This is a genomic window from Mesobacillus campisalis (assembly GCF_000986785.1).
Taxonomy (GTDB): domain Bacteria; phylum Bacillota; class Bacilli; order Bacillales; family Cytobacillaceae; genus Mesobacillus_B; species Mesobacillus_B campisalis.
Genome location: NZ_LAYY01000015.1, coordinates 17973 through 37310, shown reverse-complemented (window position 1 = coordinate 37310; position 19338 = coordinate 17973). Strand labels below are relative to the sequence as shown.

At 48.1% G+C, this 19338-nt stretch carries 18 protein-coding genes and 1 pseudogene; 12 read left to right on the top strand and 7 right to left on the bottom strand.

From position 1 onward, the window contains the following. Positions 1–5 precede the first annotated feature (5 nt). A complete protein-coding gene (locus tag WQ57_RS14120) occupies positions 6–1556 on the bottom strand; it encodes an ABC-F family ATP-binding cassette domain-containing protein (protein ID WP_046524432.1) in 1551 nt (516 codons plus the stop codon). A 313-nt stretch (positions 1557–1869) separates the two neighbouring features. Here WQ57_RS14120 and WQ57_RS14115 point away from each other — a divergent pair, with 313 nt between their 5' ends. The 6 genes from WQ57_RS14115 (at position 1870) to WQ57_RS14090 (ending at position 7984) form a co-directional block, all read left to right on the top strand. Beyond that, positions 1870–3267 carry an LVIVD repeat-containing protein gene (locus tag WQ57_RS14115; protein ID WP_046524431.1) on the top strand — a complete coding sequence of 466 codons (1398 nt, stop codon included), beginning with the start codon at positions 1870–1872 and terminating at the stop codon, positions 3265–3267. Between the two features lie 129 nt (positions 3268–3396). After that, complete coding sequence (locus WQ57_RS14110; RefSeq protein WP_046524430.1) at positions 3397–3675, top strand: AbrB/MazE/SpoVT family DNA-binding domain-containing protein; 279 nt, start codon at positions 3397–3399, stop codon at positions 3673–3675. A 203-nt stretch (positions 3676–3878) separates the two neighbouring features. Further along, the gene (gene pssA, locus WQ57_RS14105) at positions 3879–4622 is read left to right on the top strand and encodes a CDP-diacylglycerol--serine O-phosphatidyltransferase (RefSeq protein ID WP_046524429.1); all 744 of its coding nucleotides are present in this window, start codon (positions 3879–3881) and stop codon (positions 4620–4622) included. A 187-nt stretch (positions 4623–4809) separates the two neighbouring features. Continuing rightward, the gene (locus WQ57_RS14100; protein WP_046524428.1) at positions 4810–6003 is read left to right on the top strand and encodes a glycine C-acetyltransferase; all 1194 of its coding nucleotides are present in this window, start codon (positions 4810–4812) and stop codon (positions 6001–6003) included. 33 nt (positions 6004–6036) lie between these two features. Next, a complete protein-coding gene (locus WQ57_RS14095) occupies positions 6037–6996 on the top strand; it encodes an L-threonine 3-dehydrogenase (RefSeq protein ID WP_046524427.1) in 960 nt (319 codons plus the stop codon). A 175-nt stretch (positions 6997–7171) separates the two neighbouring features. Then, positions 7172–7984, top strand: coding sequence for a YitT family protein (locus WQ57_RS14090; protein WP_046524426.1), 813 nt, complete (start codon positions 7172–7174; stop codon positions 7982–7984). A 35-nt stretch (positions 7985–8019) separates the two neighbouring features. On the opposite strand, the gene selD is transcribed toward WQ57_RS14090, so the two are convergent. Then, entirely contained in the window at positions 8020–9072 is a 1053-nt protein-coding gene (gene selD / locus WQ57_RS14085) for a selenide, water dikinase SelD (protein ID WP_084820283.1), read from the bottom strand. Between the two features lie 182 nt (positions 9073–9254). On the opposite strand from selD, the pseudogene WQ57_RS26255 reads away from it, so the two are divergent. Continuing rightward, positions 9255–9437: pseudogene (locus tag WQ57_RS26255) on the top strand (Rdx family protein); the annotation flags it as partial. Positions 9438–9525: 88 nt separating this feature from the next. Here the strand turns inward: WQ57_RS26255 and WQ57_RS14080 are convergent. Further along, positions 9526–10026 carry a DUF3231 family protein gene (locus WQ57_RS14080; RefSeq protein WP_046524425.1) on the bottom strand — a complete coding sequence of 167 codons (501 nt, stop codon included), beginning with the start codon at positions 10024–10026 and terminating at the stop codon, positions 9526–9528. Between the two features lie 80 nt (positions 10027–10106). Further along, entirely contained in the window at positions 10107–10382 is a 276-nt protein-coding gene (locus WQ57_RS14075) for a YqhV family protein (RefSeq protein ID WP_046524424.1), read from the bottom strand. A 464-nt stretch (positions 10383–10846) separates the two neighbouring features. Between WQ57_RS14075 and selA the strand changes: the two genes are divergently transcribed. Further along, positions 10847–12259, top strand: coding sequence for an L-seryl-tRNA(Sec) selenium transferase (gene selA, locus WQ57_RS14070; protein ID WP_084820282.1), 1413 nt, complete (start codon positions 10847–10849; stop codon positions 12257–12259). A 49-nt stretch (positions 12260–12308) separates the two neighbouring features. On the opposite strand, the gene WQ57_RS25920 is transcribed toward selA, so the two are convergent. After that, a complete protein-coding gene (locus WQ57_RS25920) occupies positions 12309–12455 on the bottom strand; it encodes a small acid-soluble spore protein P (RefSeq protein WP_064537370.1) in 147 nt (48 codons plus the stop codon). Between the two features lie 153 nt (positions 12456–12608). Between WQ57_RS25920 and WQ57_RS14065 the strand changes: the two genes are divergently transcribed. Then, positions 12609–12866 carry a hypothetical protein gene (locus WQ57_RS14065; protein WP_046524423.1) on the top strand — a complete coding sequence of 86 codons (258 nt, stop codon included), beginning with the start codon at positions 12609–12611 and terminating at the stop codon, positions 12864–12866. Between the two features lie 39 nt (positions 12867–12905). On the opposite strand, the gene sspO is transcribed toward WQ57_RS14065, so the two are convergent. Further along, positions 12906–13055: a small acid-soluble spore protein O gene (gene sspO, locus WQ57_RS14060; RefSeq protein WP_046524422.1), complete on the bottom strand. Its 150-nt coding sequence runs from the start codon at positions 13053–13055 to the stop codon at positions 12906–12908. Between the two features lie 333 nt (positions 13056–13388). On the opposite strand from sspO, the gene acnA reads away from it, so the two are divergent. Further along, positions 13389–16109, top strand: coding sequence for an aconitate hydratase AcnA (acnA, locus tag WQ57_RS14055; protein ID WP_046524421.1), 2721 nt, complete (start codon positions 13389–13391; stop codon positions 16107–16109). Positions 16110–16261: 152 nt separating this feature from the next. Continuing rightward, entirely contained in the window at positions 16262–16825 is a 564-nt protein-coding gene (locus WQ57_RS14050) for a hypothetical protein (protein ID WP_046524420.1), read from the top strand. A 57-nt stretch (positions 16826–16882) separates the two neighbouring features. Here WQ57_RS14050 and WQ57_RS14045 read toward each other — a convergent pair whose 3' ends face one another. Continuing rightward, positions 16883–18169 carry an NCS2 family permease gene (locus tag WQ57_RS14045; RefSeq protein WP_084820281.1) on the bottom strand — a complete coding sequence of 429 codons (1287 nt, stop codon included), beginning with the start codon at positions 18167–18169 and terminating at the stop codon, positions 16883–16885. A gap of 128 nt (positions 18170–18297) precedes the next feature. Between WQ57_RS14045 and WQ57_RS14040 the strand changes: the two genes are divergently transcribed. Then, positions 18298–19176 carry a LysR family transcriptional regulator gene (locus WQ57_RS14040; protein WP_046524418.1) on the top strand — a complete coding sequence of 293 codons (879 nt, stop codon included), beginning with the start codon at positions 18298–18300 and terminating at the stop codon, positions 19174–19176. The last annotated feature ends 162 nt before the right edge of the window (positions 19177–19338 follow it).

Sequence of the window (19338 nt, the reverse complement as noted above, 5' to 3'; positions counted from 1 at the left end):
CCTCGTTACGCTTTTTGCGCCCATTCCTCCACATTCCACACCTTTGTGACCCAGTCTTCATAAAAGTCAGGTTCGTGGCTGACAAGGACGATCGTTCCCTTGAAGTTTTTCATCGCTTTCTTCAGTTCTTCCTTGGCTGTGACATCCAGGTGGTTGGTCGGCTCATCGAACAGCAGCCAGTTGCTTTCTTCCATCATGAGCTTGCAAAGGCGCACTTTCGCCTGTTCACCGCCGCTCAGCTGCGGAAGGGGACGGGAAATATGCTCGTTTTTCAACCCGCAGCGGGCCAGGGCAGCTCTTACCTGGTGCTGATCAAGGCTCGGGAACGCACTCCAGACATCGTCAATTGGCGTAATATCCCTGGCTTTGACTTCCTGTTCAAAATAGGAAGGATACAGGAAATCCCCGCGCTCGATTTTCCCGCTTAATGCCGGGATTTTGCCAAGAATGGTTTTTAACAGCGTCGATTTTCCGACACCGTTCATACCAACAATGGCAATTTTCTCCCCGCGCTCGATTGTCATCGACAGCTTTGGAAGCAACGGGTGTGTATAGCCGATTTCAAAATCAGTGCCTTCAAACACATACCGGCTGCTGCTGCGCGACTCTTTGAACTCGAAGGTCGGCTTGATTGCTGTTTCCGGCCGGTCGATGCGCTCCATCCGGTCCAGCTGTTTCTGGCGGCTCTTTGCCCGTCCTGTGGTAGAGTAGCGCGCCTTGTTCTTGGCGATGAAGTCTTCCTGCTTTTTAATAAATTCCTGCTGTTTTTCATAGGCATTGAGATGCTGGTTCTTATTGATTTCCGCGAGCTCGAGGAACTTCTCGTACGTCGCCGTATAACGGGACAGCTTGGAGAATTCCAGGTGGAAGATCACGTTGGAAACGGAGTTCATGAACTCGGTATCATGGGAAATCAGCAGGAATGCGTACGGATACTCTTTCAGGTAGCCGGAAAGCCAGCGAATATGCTCGACATCCAGGTAGTTGGTCGGCTCGTCGAGAAGCAGCACTTTTGGCTGCTCCAGCAAAAGTTTGGCAAGCAGGACTTTTGTCCGCTGCCCGCCGCTCAATGCGGCTACATCCCGGTCAAGCCCGATTGCATCGATGCCAAGCCCGCGGGCTGCTTCTTCGACTTTCATGTCCAGTGTGTAAAAACCGCCGGCATCCAGCTCGTCCTGGATGGCTGCCATCTGCTCGAGCAGCTCTTCCAGCTCCTCTGGAGAGGCATCCGCCATTTTGCCAGTTACTTCATTTAATTCTTCCTCCTTTTTAAAGAGGGGAAGAAAGGCATCGTTCAATACGTCGCGGATAGTGCGCCCCGGTGTCAGGACGGTATGCTGATCCAGGTATCCGTAATGTGTCCCTGGTGTCCAATCGACTTTTCCGCTGTCATGAATCAGCTGGTTGGTAATGATGTTCATCAGGGTTGATTTGCCAACGCCGTTTGCGCCGACCAGCCCCGCATGGTCCTCAGCCAGGAGGCGGAAGGATACATCTTTAAAAAGAGTCCGATCGCCAAATGTATGGCTTAATTTCTCTACGGTTAATAAACTCATCTATTTTTTCCTCGCTTTTATGGGTTAAATAAAATTGCTCATTATTCGATAATACTAAAACCCAGCGTTTCATACCAGTGTTTTATATTGGATAAGGCAGAGTAAGCCGGACTCCGCCTAAAATGATATAGGTCCGATGTCATGCTCTATCTCTAAAAAACACCGCCAATAGATTCGCGAAGACTTATGAAAATATAGGAATATCTAACTGAATTTACTAAATATTGAAATAAGTGTTTGAGCTCGTTTTATCCCCTTGCTATATTGTTAAATAGAAAGGTTTTTACATATTTTTGAATTTGGGGGAATTCTTTTGAAAAAACGAAACTTGCTTACCAGCACCATTCTTGCAGGGAGTCTGGCTTTTGCAGCGATTCCATTTAATGTACTTGCTCATGATGAGCTTGGGGATGTCAACATTGAAAAAGGTGAAAGACAAGGATACAGCGAATTGGCCGTCCCTGTGCTGGAAGGGAGCAAGAACCTGCAATTCCTTCATGAAGCAGCAGCCCCGGAAATGAAGGTTGTCCGTCCGGACGGCAAGCAAAATTCATTCGGTGATGTTTTTGCACATAAAGGGTATGCCTACATTGGGACTCATACCCAAAACGGCGGCAACGGCGGTGTCCGAGTTTTTGACCTGAAAGACCCGTCCAACCCTAAGGAAGTTGCTGTTTTCGGGAATGATATTCCGGGAACATGGCAGGAAAAGGTGATCGTCAAGTCCGTCAATACTCCAGATTTCAAAGGGGATCTTGCGGTTGTCAGCGTCCAGCAGATCAGCAGGACCAATCCAGCATCAAAAGGCGGATTCCTTTTATATGATGTCACCAATCCGGCTTCTCCTAAAAAGCTTGGATTCTACGAAGTGACAAAGAAGACGAACGGAACACACGAGCTTTATTTAACCATGCAGGGAAACCGGGCGATTGTGCTCGCTGCCAATCCTTACGCTGATTATTATAGCCATGGAGAAGAAAAAGACTTCCAGATTGTTGATGTGTCAAACCCTGCGAAGCCGGAAAAGGTTTGGGAATTCGATCCGAGAACGCTTCCTGAAATACCGGAAGACTTTAATGGATACCATTGGAATGCCCCGGACGGCAAGACACGCCCGGTCTTCAACCATAGCACGATGGTCGACGAAACCGGGAAGTTTGCTTACATTTCCATGTGGGATTTGGGCACAATCATTTTTGATATCAGCAACCCACAAGACCCCAAGTTCCTGGGAAGAACCGATTTCGCAAGCAACCAGCAGGGATCTGCGCATTCAGCAGCGCTGGCCAAGGGCGGAAATGTGCTGATTGAAACAAGGGAAGTGTATGTTCCAGTAAGGCCTGGCTATGAATCTTCCTATGGCTATACAAGGATTTTCGACATTAAAGATAAAACCAATCCAAAACTATTAAGCGAATTTAAAACCGACCTTGTGGACAATATTGAAAATGGAACAACTTTCGCCAACACCGTCCACGATCCAAAGGTACATGGCAATACGCTTTATCTGTCCCATTATGCTGGCGGGGTACGGGCAGTTGACATCAGCGACCCTGCGAATCCTGTGGAAATCGGCAAGTATGTACCGGAAAAATCGGATATCTGGGGGGTCTATGTGGACCGCAATTTTGTCCTTGCCTCCGATATTGGCACAGGGTTGAAAGTATTGCTTAAAAACAATGGCAGCACTCCACAGCCCGGAACAAAATAAGAAATCAGCAATAGAAAGGTCCTCCCCTGTGGGCAGGGCCTTTTTCATAGAAAAGGGACGAAAGAATCATTTATAATGTAAAAATATCCCTCCGTTTGCTATAATTGTCTTAGGGAAGGAGGAATAATTATGAAAGCGACTGGGATTGTCCGCAAAACAGACCAGCTTGGCCGTATCGTCATTCCGATGGAGCTTCGCAAAAAAATGGGGATTCAGGAAAATGACCCGCTTGAAATTTTTGTAGATGAAGATACGATCATCCTCCAGAAATACCAGCCAGATAAAACTTGCATGATGACCGGGAACGTCAGCCAGGATAATCATGAATTCGCCGGCGGTAAAATTATTCTCAGCCGTGAAGGTGCGGAGAGGCTTGCAAGAGAAATAGAAGAATTGCTTGTCAAATAATAGAAATATAGCGGCGGCGAATAAGCGCTGCTATTTTTTTTGAATAAAATAGGTTTTATTACCGGGGGAGAATCGAATATAATGGGAAGACAGGAAAAATTCGGTACTCATTGTGATCATTCTTTAACATTATTGACTGGAAAATAGGGAATAAGAGACTATGATAGAATCATGCTTATTTTGACATTAGAAAGGCGTGCGATATGAAAAGACATATACCTAATCTGCTCACATTTGGAAATTTATTTTGCGGGTTCCTGGCAATCAGCTATATTATCAATGGCGATTATCGGAATGCCGTTATCCTGATATTCATTGCCATCATGCTCGATGCTGTCGACGGCCGGGTCGCGAGGATCCTCGGTGTTTCCAACGAATTGGGGAAGGAGCTGGACTCCCTTGCCGATATCGTCTCATTTGGCGTCGTGCCGGCCTTCCTTGCCGCTCATACGTACTTTGACGGTTTTGGGACATACGGAATCCTCATGGCTGGTTTGTTTCCGTTATTCGGGGCATACCGCCTGGCAAGGTTCAATATCACCCCTCCAACCGAAACACTGAAGCATTTTAAGGGAATTCCCATTACCCTTGCCGGCGGAATCGTCACCTTTTTGGTGATGTTCGCCAACAGGATTCCGGTCATGATTTTCCTGATCATCTTCTTTGTGCTTGCGATTTTGATGGTCAGTACGATTAAGTTTCCCAGCTTTAAAAAGATTGGTTTGCCGAAGTACGGTGTCCTTATCACATTATTCCTGTTTTATATGGTGTATCTTTTTGCAAAAGCACGGTTCGAACAGGTGCCCATTTTCTTTTATGCTGCGCTTGCCACCTATATCCTCTATGTAGTGGTTCGTTTCTTCAAGGAAAAGGATCCCAGATTTCCAATCAGGAGACGCCAATTGCCAAAGCGGTTTAAATTCAAGCTCCGCAAAGATAAGAAATAACATTTTCATCATGACTGAGAAGAAGACAGCGGCTGTCTTCTTCTTTTTGTATTCTCTGTCTCTCATGAGTGTACATTTGCATAAAATATGTTAAAGTATATTTTGTTAAACCTAGATTTTATCAGTCATAAATCAATAGTTTAATGTCCTTGTGAAAAAGACAAATGTATATCGAGGAGGTATCTTCATGTCCAGCAAACAGTTGGGGCAATTTTTAAATGAAAACCTTGAAGACTTAAAAGTAAAGGGTCTCTACAATGTGATCGATCCGCTGCAAAGCGCAAATGGCCCGTTGATCCAAATAAACGGCAGGGAGCTTGTTAATTTATCGTCCAACAATTATCTTGGTCTGGCTACCGATGACAGGTTGAAAAAGGCTGCAATTGAAGCGGTCAATACTTATGGCGTTGGTGCAGGTGCGGTAAGGACGATCAATGGAACGCTTGAAATCCATCTTGAACTGGAGGAAAAACTTGCTCAGTTCAAGAAGACGGAAGCCGCTATCGCCTATCAGTCGGGCTTCAATTGCAACATGGCGGCGATTTCCGCTGTCATGGACAAGAATGATGCCATTCTTTCCGATGAACTCAACCATGCCTCCATCATTGACGGCTGCCGCCTTTCCCGTGCGACCATCATCCGTTTCAATCATTCCGACATGGTGGATTTGCGGACAAAAGCCAAAGAAGCAAGAGACTCAGGCAAATACAATAAAATCATGGTGATCACCGATGGCGTTTTCTCCATGGACGGCGATATTGCCAAGCTTCCGGAAATCGTGGAGATCGCCGAGGAATTCGATTTGATTACCTATGTGGACGATGCCCATGGATCAGGTGTTCTTGGCGATGGAGCAGGAACGGTCAAACATTTTGGCTTATCAGATAAAATCGATTTCCAGATTGGCACGCTTTCCAAAGCGATTGGGGTAGTCGGAGGCTATGTGGCCGGGAAACGCGACTTGATTGACTGGCTCAAAGTCCGAAGCCGTCCGTTCCTGTTCTCGACTTCTCTTACGCCGGCCGATGTTGCTGCGTCCATCAAGGCGATTGAGATTTTGTCAGAAAGCACCGAGTTGAATCAGCGCCTCTGGGAGAATGCCAATTACCTGAAAGCGGGTCTTGAGAAGCTTGGGTTCGATATTGGAGACAGCGAAACACCGATTACGCCTTGCATCATTGGCGATGAAGTGCAGACACAGAAGTTCAGCAGCAGGCTGAATGAAGAAGGTGTGTATGCAAAATCCATTGTATTCCCAACGGTGCCGAGGGGAACGGGACGTGTGCGGAATATGCCTTCCGCAGCACACACGAAAGAGATGCTTGACCGTGCCCTGGCTGTTTACGAAAAGGTTGGCAAGGAAATGGGCATCATTCAATAAAAAGCTAGGAGAGACTTGGAGGAAAACTGCAGCATGAAAAGGATTATGATTACTGGGGCTCTTGGACAAATTGGTTCAGAATTGACAGTTAAACTAAGGGAAGCATACGGCAGTGCAAATGTCCTAGCCACCGACGTTAGAACAAACGACAGCCAGGCAGCCAAGGACGGCCCTTTCGAAATCCTTGATGTGATGGATGGAAACAAGATGGCGGAAATCGCCGCCAGGCATCAGGCAGACACGATCATCCACATGGCGGCCCTTTTATCGGCAACAGCAGAAGCCAATCCGGTATTTGCCTGGAACCTGAATATGGGCGGCCTGATGAATGCCCTGGAAACAGCCAGGGACCGGAACGCCAAGTTCTTCACACCCAGCTCGATCGGTGCGTTTGGCCCGTCGACTCCAAAGGACGATACGCCCCAGGACACCATCCAGCGCCCAACCACGATGTACGGGGTAAACAAAGTAGCGGGCGAGCTGCTTGCCGACTACTATTTCCACCGGTTTGGCGTTGATACAAGAGGATTGCGCTTCCCGGGATTGATTTCGTATGTCACCCCTCCAGGAGGCGGCACGACCGATTATGCGGTGGAAATTTATTATGAAGCTATTAAAAATGGAAGCTACACATCCTATATTGATAGAGGCACGTATATGGACATGATGTATATGCCGGACGCTCTTCAGGCGATTATTGATTTGATGGAAGCGGACGGTTCCCGGCTGAAGCACCGCAATGCTTTCAATGTGACGGCAATGAGCTTCGATCCCGAGGGAATAGCGGCTTCGATCAAAAAGGAGCTGCCAGGCTTCACGCTTTCCTATAATGTCGACCCAGTCCGCCAAAAGATTGCCGACAGCTGGCCAAACTCCATTGACGCCACCGCGGCCAAAGAAGAATGGGGCTTTAAGGCGACATACGACCTCGATGCAATGACAAAGGATATGCTCGCCAAGCTTGAAACAAAGTTGAATAAGCAAAACGCTTAACAGGAGAAAGGGCAGCTGCGGCTGTCCTTTTTTTGTGGGGTGGAGCAGGAGGTCTCGGTCCTCCGAGGCAAAGTTTGCCAGATTTCTTTAAATTATTATAAAAAACTATTAAATTTACTTATGCCTGATCCCTTTGTATGCTCTTATATAAGATACAGAGAAGGAGGATATCCCAATGCAATATATCGGGATCATCATTGGCTCGCTGATTACGGCTGCCGGGTTTAATCTATTCTTGATACCGCATGAAATTTTAAGCAGCGGATTGAGCGGAATTTCCATGATCGTTGGCATGCTGACCCCCATGGATACAGGGGTTGCCAATTTCCTGCTGAATTTGCCGCTCCTTATTCTGGGCTACTTTAAGCTTGGCCGGAAATTTATCCTCCTGACGATCCTGGCGGTGACGATGATTTCGATTGGGCTTTATATGATTCCGGTTGTGGAAATTGCCCATGAAATGGTCCTTTCCTCGATTTTTGGGGGAGCAGTGGTTGGTCTTGGTATCGGACTCATCTTCCGCTGTTCTGGTTCTTCCGGCGGCTTTGACGTGATTGGCATGCTTATCGCCCGGAAGAGGGATTTTCCAATTGGCTCCATGCTGACAGTCATGAATGGTGCTATCATCCTGATAAGTGGTTTTCTATTTAATTGGGATGCAGCACTTTATACAATGGCCTCCATTTTTGTGACCGGCAAGGTGGTGGATGCCGTGTTCACGCACCACGTAAAACTGACGCTGACCATTATTACCGAAAAAGGCGAAGAGATGCGCCAGCATTTGCTGACAAACGTATACAGGGGAGTGACGGTGATGGATGGAATCGGTGGTTACTCCAATACAAGGAGGCATATTTTAATGACCGTCATATCGCGATATGAATTAACGGAAGTAAAGTCGCTGATTTCGGAAATTGATTCGGCCGCCTTTGTCAATATAACAGAAACGGTGGAAGTGATGGGGTTTTTCCATAAGCGGGTTGCATAGAAAAACAGCATGCCAATGAAAGGCATGCTGTTTTTTTAACGGAGAACCGTAATGAGCTTGTCGCTTTTCCCTACCACACGGCCAATGATGGCAGCATGGCTCAGGCCGCGCTTATGGCATTCTTCCACATACGCGCCTGCTGCTTCTTCGGGAAGGGCAGCCAGCAGTCCTCCAGAGGTGATCGCATCGCACAAGACGAGCTGTTCCTCGGTGCTTAGATCACCATAGTCGATATCGTTCTCAAGCCATTTATGATTGGCTTTTGAGCCGCCTGGAACCACACCTTGAGCCGCAAGCTCAAACGTGCCGTCCAGAACAGGCACTTTGGAAAGGGTAATTTCCAGGCTCACTCCGCTGCCGCCAGCCATTTCGCTGCCGTGGCCGAGCAATCCAAAGCCGGTGACATCTGTAACCGCATGCGGCCGGAAAGGCTTAAGTGCCTCAGCCGCCGATTTGTTCAGCAGAGCCATGGCTTCAACGACACTTTTCTCCTGTTCGGGAGTAACAGCATTTCGCTTGATGCCGGTTGTCAGGATGCCGACACCGATCGGTTTGGTAAGAACAAGCACATCGCCAGGCTTAGCGCCGACGTTCTTCCAGATATCATCCGGATGGGCAATACCTGTTACCGAAAGGCCGAATTTTGGCTCCTGGTCATCGACGGAATGGCCTCCGACTGTAACGGCACCCGATTCCTTCACCTTGTCGGCGGAGCCTCTCATGATTTCAGAGAGGATATCAGGCCCCAGCTTCTTCACCGGGTAACCGACGATGTTCATGACGGTCTTCGGCTCGCCTCCCATCGCGTACACATCGCTCAGCGCGTTGGCAGCGGCAATCTGGCCAAACATATATGGATCATCCACAACGGGGGTGAAGTAGTCGACCGTCTGGATCAGGGCAATGCTGTCGGTCAGTTTGTAGACACCGGCATCATCGGATGTTTCATTTCCTACCAGAAGTTCCGGTACGGGATCTTGTTTTGGTAATAGACGCAGAACCTGCGCCAAGTCCTCAGGACTGATTTTGCACCCTCAGCCAGCTTTAGTTGACAAAGAGGTTAGACGGATTTTTTCTTGTTCACTCAAAGCTTAACACCTCCAGACATTAGTATACAGGAGCTTACTTTTAAAAGCACTTCAGAAATCCGGGAAATTGCTAAATCGCCGCGTTTCCACTACAATGGCAGTATAAAATTCAAATCGGAGGCATTGAAATGGAAAGCTATCACATTACAGTCGAATTTTGCATGCAGTGAAACTTTGCGCCAAAAGCTGCGAGTTTCGCAGAAGACCTTTTTACACACTTCCGTACCAGGATTTCCAAGATGGAACTGATCCCTGCATCCGGCGGGGTATTTGAAGTCACTGTCAACGGCGAAAAGATCTATTCTAAGGATGAAACTGGATTGTTTCCTTCTTCTGAAAATATCATTGCCATGCTTGATAAATAAAAAAGGCGTCCATTGCGGACGCTTTTTTTGTGTAGGTTGTCCCATCTCAGGCGGCCGTATACTGGAGGTCCATAGTGGCAAACGGGCACTATTTGATATTGAGAGGCGGCGGTACCAGCCAGCCTTTGTCCTTGATCATCTTCAGCAGTTTCCCCTGATATTCCACTTTCTCGGTATAAAATTCATTATACATTTCGGCAATGTCCGTGCGGATGGCGATGCTTGAAATATGGCTGCAAAGCTGCTTGCCGGCCATGAGTTCCTTTCCGGCCAGGATGGCCACCTCCGGGTCGTTGAATCGCGCGCCTGCCGGGATGTCCTCGATATTGACCATTGGCCGGTCAGGCGGAGCAGGCGGGAGCCTGATTCCATTCTCCTTCAAAATGGTTTCCACCTGCTCCTCTTCCTTCTTGATGACATTCTCGGAATAATCCTTGAGAAATTCCTTTAAGTCATGGTCACCGGTATGGCTGTTCAGTACCTGGAAGGTGACATACAGCCCTTTGGTATCCAGCAGATGCGACCAAAGGCTGTATACTTCGCCGGCATGCAAAGGCTCTTCTTTCGGATTGCCGCTTAAAATCCCCATGCTATCCCTCCTGCAGTAATCTCAAGGCTAGTTTCTCTTGAAGTGTGCGGTTTCATGCAAGGGAAGTTCATTTTAGGGAATCAGCTGCTTTTGACTCCATATAGGATGCACCCGACTCCAAGCAGGACCCAGAACATCTTGCCGAACGAAATTTTATCGGCAAGTCCCAGCAAGCCGATTGTCGTGGTAAGGATCAGGATCAGTGGGCCGACAAGGGCAAGCGAACTGTTTACCACAAGAGCTTTTCCTATGTCATTCAGCTTGAGCATGAGCAGAGCCGCAAAAATTTCGATGCTTCCGGATAAAAGTCTCAATGCCGCCATGCCAAGTACCGCTTTCTCCAATAGTTGAAACATAGGCTTTCCCCCCAAATACCAGCTTTTCCTGACCAGTATATGCAGGCGGGGCGGGAATTAGGACAAGGGGGAGGAGGGATTAAAAGACGGAGCGGTGAATGGGGGGAATGGTTGGGGTAGCTTCGTATGGAGGACCGTTTTTGGCAAGAGGAAGGAGTTAAGGTCGTCCATGAGGTGTATGGAGGACCGTTTTGACTATGAAGAGGGGATTCGGGTCGTCCATTGTGTATATGGAAGCCCGTTTTGTTCATGGGTAGGGAGTTAAGGTCGTCCATCAGACGTATGGGTGCCCGCTTTTGCTATGACGAGGCGGCCATCAGAGGGTAGGAAGCCCGCATGGTGTTGTGAAGCACATATAGTCCTCCATATAAAAACTGTCCACATAATGTCAAAGACTGTCTCCTCTTCCCTTTGGCAATAAATGATATAATAGTGGCAATGTGTAAAAGTGGAGGGAATAGGAAGTGAATCATCTTTTAAGACAGATGCCGCCGGTTCATGAGCTTCAGCGGGATGCCCGTTTTAACGGGATGGCCGCCGAAACCGGAACCGATGAGAGCATCTTGACGGACATACTCAAACAGATAATGGGCGAAATTCGCCTATCCATCATAAATAAAAGCTGGAATGGACCGGAACCCGGGGAAGGCGCTTTTTTGGATGAGCTTTTTAACAGGCTTGGCGAGGCCGTCAATAAGCAGCAGGACTATACTTTAAAAAGGGTCATCAATGCAACCGGCACCATCCTGCATACCAACCTGGGCAGGGCGCGGCTGAGCGACCGTGCTGCCCGACATGTGCTTGATACTGCCCAGAACTACTCCAATCTCGAATACAAGCTTGAGGAAGGCGAACGAGGCTCAAGGCACACACATGCCGAAGAGCTGTTAAAGGAAATCACCGGCGCAGAAGCGGCGATGGTGGTCAATAATAATGCCGCTGCCGTATTCCTGATTTTGCGCGCATTGGCTGAGAAAAGGGAAGTCATTGTTTCAAGAGGCCAGCTTGTGGAAATTGGCGGCTCATTCAGGATTTCATCGATCATGGAGGAAAGCGGAGCACGGCTTGTGGAAGTCGGCACTACGAATAAGACGCATCTTCAAGATTATGAGCGGGCGCTTTCTGAAGAGACTGCCATGATTTTAAAAGTGCATACCAGCAATTTTAAAATCATGGGATTCACCAAGAGTGTGGAAACCGAAGAATTGGCCCGGCTTTCCGCACAGCACGAAAACGTCATTTTTTATGAAGATCTTGGAAGCGGGGTCCTCTACGACTTCCGCCAGCACGGAATCGGCGATGAGCCTGTGGTCAGCGAAGTCCTTAAAATGGGGGCCGATATTGTCTCATTTAGCGGAGACAAGCTTCTGGGCGGTCCCCAGGCAGGAATGATCGCCGGCAAAAAGCATCTGATTGACAAGCTTAAAAAGCATCAGCTGGCCAGGGTGCTTCGAGTTGATAAGATGACGCTTGCCGCCTTGGAAGGAACACTGGCTGACTATTTGAAAGGCGAGAAGGGAATCAAAAACATCCCGACGGTCCATGACCTGCTCCTGACAGCGGATGAAATCAAAGGAAAAGCTGAAGGGTTCATCGCCAGGCTAAAAGAACAGACGGACGAGTATTCTCTCGGCTTACAGAAAGGCGTTAGCCAGGTAGGCGGAGGGACGATGCCGGATGTGGAGCTGCCTACATGGCTTGTGGTGCTTTCCCATAGGCAAATGACGGCCTCCCAGCTTGCACGCAAGCTGCGGGTGGAGGCCGATCCGGCAATCGTGGTCCGGATCCAAAAGGAAGAAATTCATCTGGACCTGCGAAGTGTAACCGAAGAAGAAGAAAATCTGATCATCGAGGCATTAACTTCATTCGCGAAATAATAATGGTCCCTGCCTACCATGCAGGGACCTTTTGCTGTTCCTAAAAAAGCTACATATCGTGGCCGCCGCCATGGTTTTGCCTTGTATGGTTGCGGTTTTTTACTTTCTTCGATCCGCTCATTGGTGCAGGCTGTCCCGCCTGGTCGCCTTTTGGAGCATTTTTACGCATATCTTTGCCATCATTTTTATTTACCATGTTCATCCCTCCTGGGCTTAGCTTGCAATCGACAAGGCGAATTTATACTGAATAAATTCCTTGCGCAATGCACATTTTAACGGATAACTCGCCAGTTCGAGTGAATCAATAAACGAAATGAAACATCCATATATATACTCAGGAGGAATCGCCATGCCTTACCATAAAAATAAGCAGCAGGCTTACCAGGCTGCACAGCAAGGGTTTGAAGAAGTGAAGGATTTGTACACCGATATTGTGTATGATACCGCCAGCTACGGACACCAGCTTAAGCATTTGAGGAACGAAGTCAATGAAGCCTACCAGCAGATTGAGAATGCGCTGGAAGTCGCTTCTGAAACACAGCGTTCGCAGCTTGAGCGCTTCCAGCAGGATTTGCGGAAAATGGTTGAAGAAGTCAATCTGCAGTAAATGGAAAGCGGAAGGGAATCCCTTCCGCTTTTACCATCTCTATTGGTTCTTTTTTCTCTTTTTGTTGTTTTGCCTTTGCAGCTCTGTCAGCGGTTCGTTGGAAAGCTCCTCGTTATAGCCTGCTCCTTTTCCCTGAGCGCTGGCAGCGTTCATTCCCGGAATGACATGATTCGCCTTTCTTTTGCCCAAGATCCTTCACCTCGCTTCCTGGTTTATCTCATGTATTTTGCCCCTAAAGAGTGGTTCAATACTTTTTTGGAATAGTGTCAGCGCTTGTGGGTGCCAAAACTTTATGTTATTTTAAATAGTGAAAACGCGTACATATTCATCTTTCCACAGTACTAATCTAGAATACTATAAGTTTTTCTTATCAAGGACAATAACAATCTTGTTATTTACTTATCAAGAAGGTTATATTAAGATTAGAATTGTGAGAAAAGTTACCATACGAATGAGAATTCAAACTTTTCGACAATTTCATTTATTTGGTTTATGATAGGTACGATTGAAGGGGGTAACAAGATGACTGAACAAAAGACGAACTTGGATGTATTTAAATCCCGCAGCTCTTTTGAATCCAGCGGGAAACGCTATCATTACTACCGTCTGTCTGCACTTGAAGAGGCAGGCCTGGGCAATGTATCCAAGCTTCCTTATTCCATTAAGGTATTGCTTGAATCCGTCCTGCGCCAATATGACGGCCGTGTCATCACGAAAGAGCATGTTGAAAACCTGGCTAAATGGGGAACGAGCGAAGTACAGGAAATTGATGTGCCGTTCAAGCCTTCACGTGTTATCCTTCAGGATTTCACAGGCGTTCCGGCAGTAGTTGACCTTGCTTCCCTGAGGAAGGCAATGGCCGACCTTGGCGGCAACCCTGATAAAATTAATCCTGAAAAGCCGGTTGACCTTGTTATTGACCACTCTGTACAGGTTGATAAGTATGGTACTCCTGATGCGCTTCAGGCGAATATGGACCTTGAATTTGAACGGAATGCCGAGCGTTACCAGTTCCTGAGCTGGGCACAGAAAGCATTCGACAACTACCGTGCAGTTCCGCCGGCAACAGGGATCGTTCACCAGGTAAACCTTGAATATCTTGCAAGCGTTGTCCATTCTGTACAGAATGAAGACGGCGAATTTGAAGCTTTCCCAGATTCACTTGTAGGTACAGACTCCCACACCACCATGATCAACGGTATTGGTGTACTTGGATGGGGTGTCGGCGGTATCGAGGCAGAGGCAGGAATGCTTGGCCAGCCTTCGTACTTCCCGGTTCCTGAAGTTGTCGGTGTGAAGCTTGTCGGTGAAATGCCAAACGGCACCACTGCCACAGATCTTGCGCTGAAAGTAACACAGGTTCTCCGCAGCCAGGGCGTTGTCGGAAAATTTGTCGAGTTCTTCGGGCCGGGAGTTGTCAAACTTCCGCTTGCAGACCGTGCGACTGTTGCCAACATGGCTCCGGAATATGGCGCAACTTGCGGTTTCTTCCCGGTTGACAGTGAAGCACTTGATTACATGCGCCTGACTGGACGTACAGAAGAGCAGATTCAGCTGGTAGAAGCATACTGCAAGGAAAATGGATTGTTCTTCGATCCAAGCCTTGAGCCAGTTTATACAAATGTGGTTGAAATCGACCTTTCCACAATTGAAGCCAACCTTTCCGGCCCTAAGCGTCCGCAGGATTTGATTCCTCTTTCCGAAATGAAGAAGAGCTTCAATGATGCGCTGACAGCACCTGCCGGAAACCAGGGCTTCGGTCTTGATAAAAAAGAAATCGAAAAAGAAGCAGTTGTTGAGTTTGCAAATGGCGACCAGACTGTCATGAAGACTGGCTCCATTGCGATCGCTGCAATCACAAGCTGTACGAACACTTCCAACCCGTACGTTCTTGTCGGTGCCGGTTTGGTGGCGAAAAAAGCGGTTGAACTTGGCATGGAAGTTCCAAAGTTTGTGAAAACTTCTTTGGCACCAGGATCCAAGGTTGTTACAGGCTACCTTCGTGATTCAGGCTTGCTGCCATACATGGAGTCTCTTGGCTTCAACCTTGTAGGCTACGGCTGTACAACATGTATTGGGAACTCCGGTCCGCTTCGCCCAGAGATTGAAAAATCCGTTGCTGAAGCTGATCTCCTTGTAACATCTGTTCTTTCCGGTAACCGTAACTTTGAAGGACGTATCCATCCGCTTGTAAAAGCGAACTACCTGGCATCTCCGCCGCTGGTTGTTGCTTACGCGCTTGCTGGAACAGTTGATATCGACCTGCAAAACGACCCTATCGGAAAAGACAAGGATGGCAATGACGTATTCTTCAAGGATATCTGGCCATCTACTGCAGAAGTAAACGATGTTGTACACAAGGTGGTAACACCTGAGCTGTTCCGCAGCGAATACGAGCATGTCTTCAGCGATAACGAGCGCTGGAACGAAATCCAAACCAGCAATGAGCCTCTTTATACATTTGATGAAGATTCGACTTACATTGCGAACCCGCCATTCTTTGAAGGGTTAAGCCCTGAACCAGGCACAGTTGAGCCATTGGCTGGCCTCCGTGTTGTCGGCAAGTTCGGCGACTCTGTTACAACGGACCATATTTCTCCTGCTGGTGCGATCGGCAAGGATACGCCTGCCGGAAAATACCTGCGTTCGAAAGGCGTTGAGCCACGCGACTTCAACTCCTACGGTTCCCGCCGAGGCAACCATGAAGTCATGATGCGCGGTACGTTCGCGAACATCCGCATCAAGAACCAGATCGCTCCTGGAACAGAAGGCGGCTTTACGACTTACTGGCCAACTGGCGAAGTCACTTCCATCTATGATGCATGCATGCAGTATAAGGAAGATGGCACTGGCCTGATGGTTCTTGCCGGCAAAGACTACGGCATGGGTTCTTCCCGTGACTGGGCAGCAAAAGGAACCAACCTTCTTGGGATCAAGACAGTACTTGCCGAAAGCTTTGAGCGTATCCACCGTTCAAACCTTGTGCTGATGGGCGTACTTCCGCTTCAGTTCCAGGCTGGCGACAGCGCTGAAAGCCTTGGATTGTCCGGTAAGGAAACCTTCTCCGTACAGGTTGACGAAAATGTCCGTCCGCGGGACCTTGTAAAGGTGACTGCGACTGACGAAGATGGCAATGTGACGACTTTCGAAGTGGTTGTCCGTTTCGACTCCGAAGTGGAAATCGACTACTACCGTCACGGCGGCATCCTGCAAATGGTTCTGCGCGACAAGCTGAAAGCATAATCATCCATTTAACCCCTATGTTTAGGCATAGGGGTTTTTGGCTCTGTTTGGAAATAGTCATAAAATTAACACATTTTTTAACATGAAATATATTGAAAACGCTCCCAAAAAGTGTAAGGTTAAAGCAGGGATATTTTTTAGGAGGGGGAGCCATGTATCTATTCTCGATTGTCGCCAGGGAAGACTTCATTTCAATTGTCATGGACGCTTATCAAGTTGGCATGGAAGACAATGAGGTACAGGAAGGCAGCTATTTTCGCGAGATCACTCCCGACCAATCCTTCTATATTTTTGAAGGGCCGGCGGAATTCGGCGAACTGGGATGGAAGATTGCTGCGCAAATGTCCAGTGATGGGGCCGACTTGAAGGACATCGCCTTAAGCATCCAGCAAAAGTGGCAGGAGTCCGGCCAGGAAGCAGAAATGGAGGCCGTCATTGGCGGAATGTCCGCGACCGGGGAGATTCAATATCACCTGATTTCAAACGAGAACATAACCTCTTACTTTCCGAAGGCAGGGGAGAGTCTCTATTATGCCAATGACCTGAGTTTCAAGCTGAGCCCGATGGAGGAGCTGTCGAGGACACTTATGATGAGGGGAATGTCGACCGTCAGTCAGGCGCAGTCTGCCCAATTTGATTTGTTTGACAAGTTTGCAGGTTCAAGGCCAGGGGTCAGTTCCTTCGCCCAGTGCCTTGTGATTGAAAAAGCCGAATGAACCAGTTCAATAAATAAAAAACAAAGCCCCGGGCACAAATGCCGGGGCTTTGTTGCATTATAATGCATATTGAAGTACAAAGTTGCTGATGAACAGAATTGCGATCGCATATAGAGCCGGGTGGATTTCCCGTCCCTTGCCCATTAGCATCTTGAGCAGCGGATAGAGGATGAAGCCAATCGCCATCCCATCAGCAATGCTGTAGGTCAGCGGAATCAAGACAATGATCAGGAGCGCCGGGAAGCTTTCGGACAAATCATGAAGCGGAATATTCACGATATTTTGCAGCATCAGCACACCAATCAAAATCAAAACAGGAGAGACGGCACTTGCCGGGACCATTTTGATAAATGGAATCAGCACAAGCGAGCCTAGAAAGAGGAGGCCAGTCACGATGCTTGTAAGACCTGTTCGTCCTCCCGCTGTAATCCCTGCAGCACTTTCAACCGAAGCGACAGTCGGACTTGTTCCGAATACTCCGGAAGACAGAACGGAAACCGCTGTAGCCTGCAAGGATTTCGGCGCGCTTTCCGGCCGCTGGATCTGCCTGCTGTGGCCATGAATAAGGCCGATGTTTTCAAACACAAGCACCATGGCCAGCGACAGAGTGGTCAGCCAGAAAATGAAGTTACCCGCCTGTGCCCAGGAAAGCTGCCCGAACACGGAAAAATATTCTTTGAAGGCTGGTGCTTCCATAACGAGTCCCTGGGTGCCAGTTCCGCCGAACACAATCGCCAGTACCGAGGTAATGAGAATGCTCAAGAGCAGGTTTCCGGGAACGTTTTTAAGAAATAGAATCAGCGTAATCACTAGCCCCGCAAAGGTAATCAAGGCAGCAGGACTGCTCAGGTCGCCGATTTCGAGCAGTGTATGCTCCGAGCTTGTAATGATGCCGCTGTTGTCGAAACCGATTAAAATCAGCAGGATGCCAATTCCGACCGTGATGGCTTCTTTTAGCGAGTCCGGAATCGAAGCTGTGATCGTCTTGGCCAATGGGGTAAATGCAATGATGATAAAAATCATTCCGGCCGCGAACACCATTGCAAGTGCTTCCTGCCATGTGAATCCGCCAGACTGGACAATCGTATACGTAAACATGGCGTTCAAGCCCATGCCAGGAATAAGCAGGATAGGCGTGTTGGCCCAGAGACCCATAATCAGGCAGCCGAAAAAGCTGGTCAGGATGGTCGCGATAATGCCTGCTTCCATCGGGATGCCTGCTGCCGCGAGGATGGTCGCATTAACGATAATGATATACACCACAGTTATATAGCTGATAAGACCGGCAGAAACTTCCTTGCCCAAGGTGGTGTTGTATTGCTTTAATTTAAAAAAGTTTTCCAAAAAAATCACCTTCCAAAATAGATATCCATATGAAAACGAATGAAATTATCGTATCATAGACAGCGTTATACGAAAAATATATAATTTATATGAAAATCATACTTTTTTTATATAGGAAGGAATGCGGAATGGATTTCAAACAGCTGCGCTATTTTATTGCGATTGCCGAAGAAAAAAATATCACCGCTGCCGCCAGCAGGCTGCATATGTCACAGCCGCCCCTCAGCATGCAGTTGAAACAGCTGGAGGAGGAACTCGGTGTCAAGCTTGTCGAAAGGCATGGTAAGTCCCTGAGTTTGACGGACAAGGGAAATGTGCTTTACAAACATGCCCTCCATCTCGTCAACTCACTTGAAGAAGTAAAGAATGAAGTAACAGAAACAGCGGAAGGGAGAAGGGGTAAGCTTTCAATAGGCGTCAATACCTTGTCCGTGCCCGGTTTCTCGGAATGGATTAAGGCTTTTAACACCCAGTATCCGCAAGTCATGATCAAAATTGTCCAGAACGATTCCGTCCACCTGTCCGAGCTGGTGAAAAACAGGGAAATCGAGCTGGCCTTTGTCCGCCTTCCCCTTGAGCATCAGGGCCTGGTCTACCAAAACCTGTTCAATGAGCGATTTGTCTTTGTCAGCAAGACAGCGGCCGGTGGGATGACCATGGAGGAAATGAGCTCAGTTCCCTTGATCCTTCCAAGTACAGAGGGCCTCGGGAGCTACAATATCATTGTCGATGCTTTTTCAAAGCAGGGATACCAGCCGTCGGTCATCGGCGAATGCTCCGACATGAAAGTACTGATGGATATGGTCTCGGCAGGAATCGGGGCCACCATCGTCCCGCAATCCGTATTGGAACTGCATTCGCAGCTCGGGCTGCACGTCAGCCAAATTCCGGACGCCAGCATGACTTCCTCTTTAGGCGTCATATGGCTGGAGCAGCATTTTATTTCGGCTCCAGGAAAGCATTTTCTGTCCCTTGTGGAGAAATCCTTGAAGGAAGGAGCTTCATAACCAAAGTAATAGAAGTGAGGCTTGATTTAGGAGGGATGAATCGGACTAGTCAGGAATCATAGTCCGAAATTAAGTCCGAATGGAGGGCTGATTCGGACTCACCGGGAGGAAAAGGCAGTGGTCGAGTCCGAATACAACCTTGTTTCTGCCATAGCTAATGAA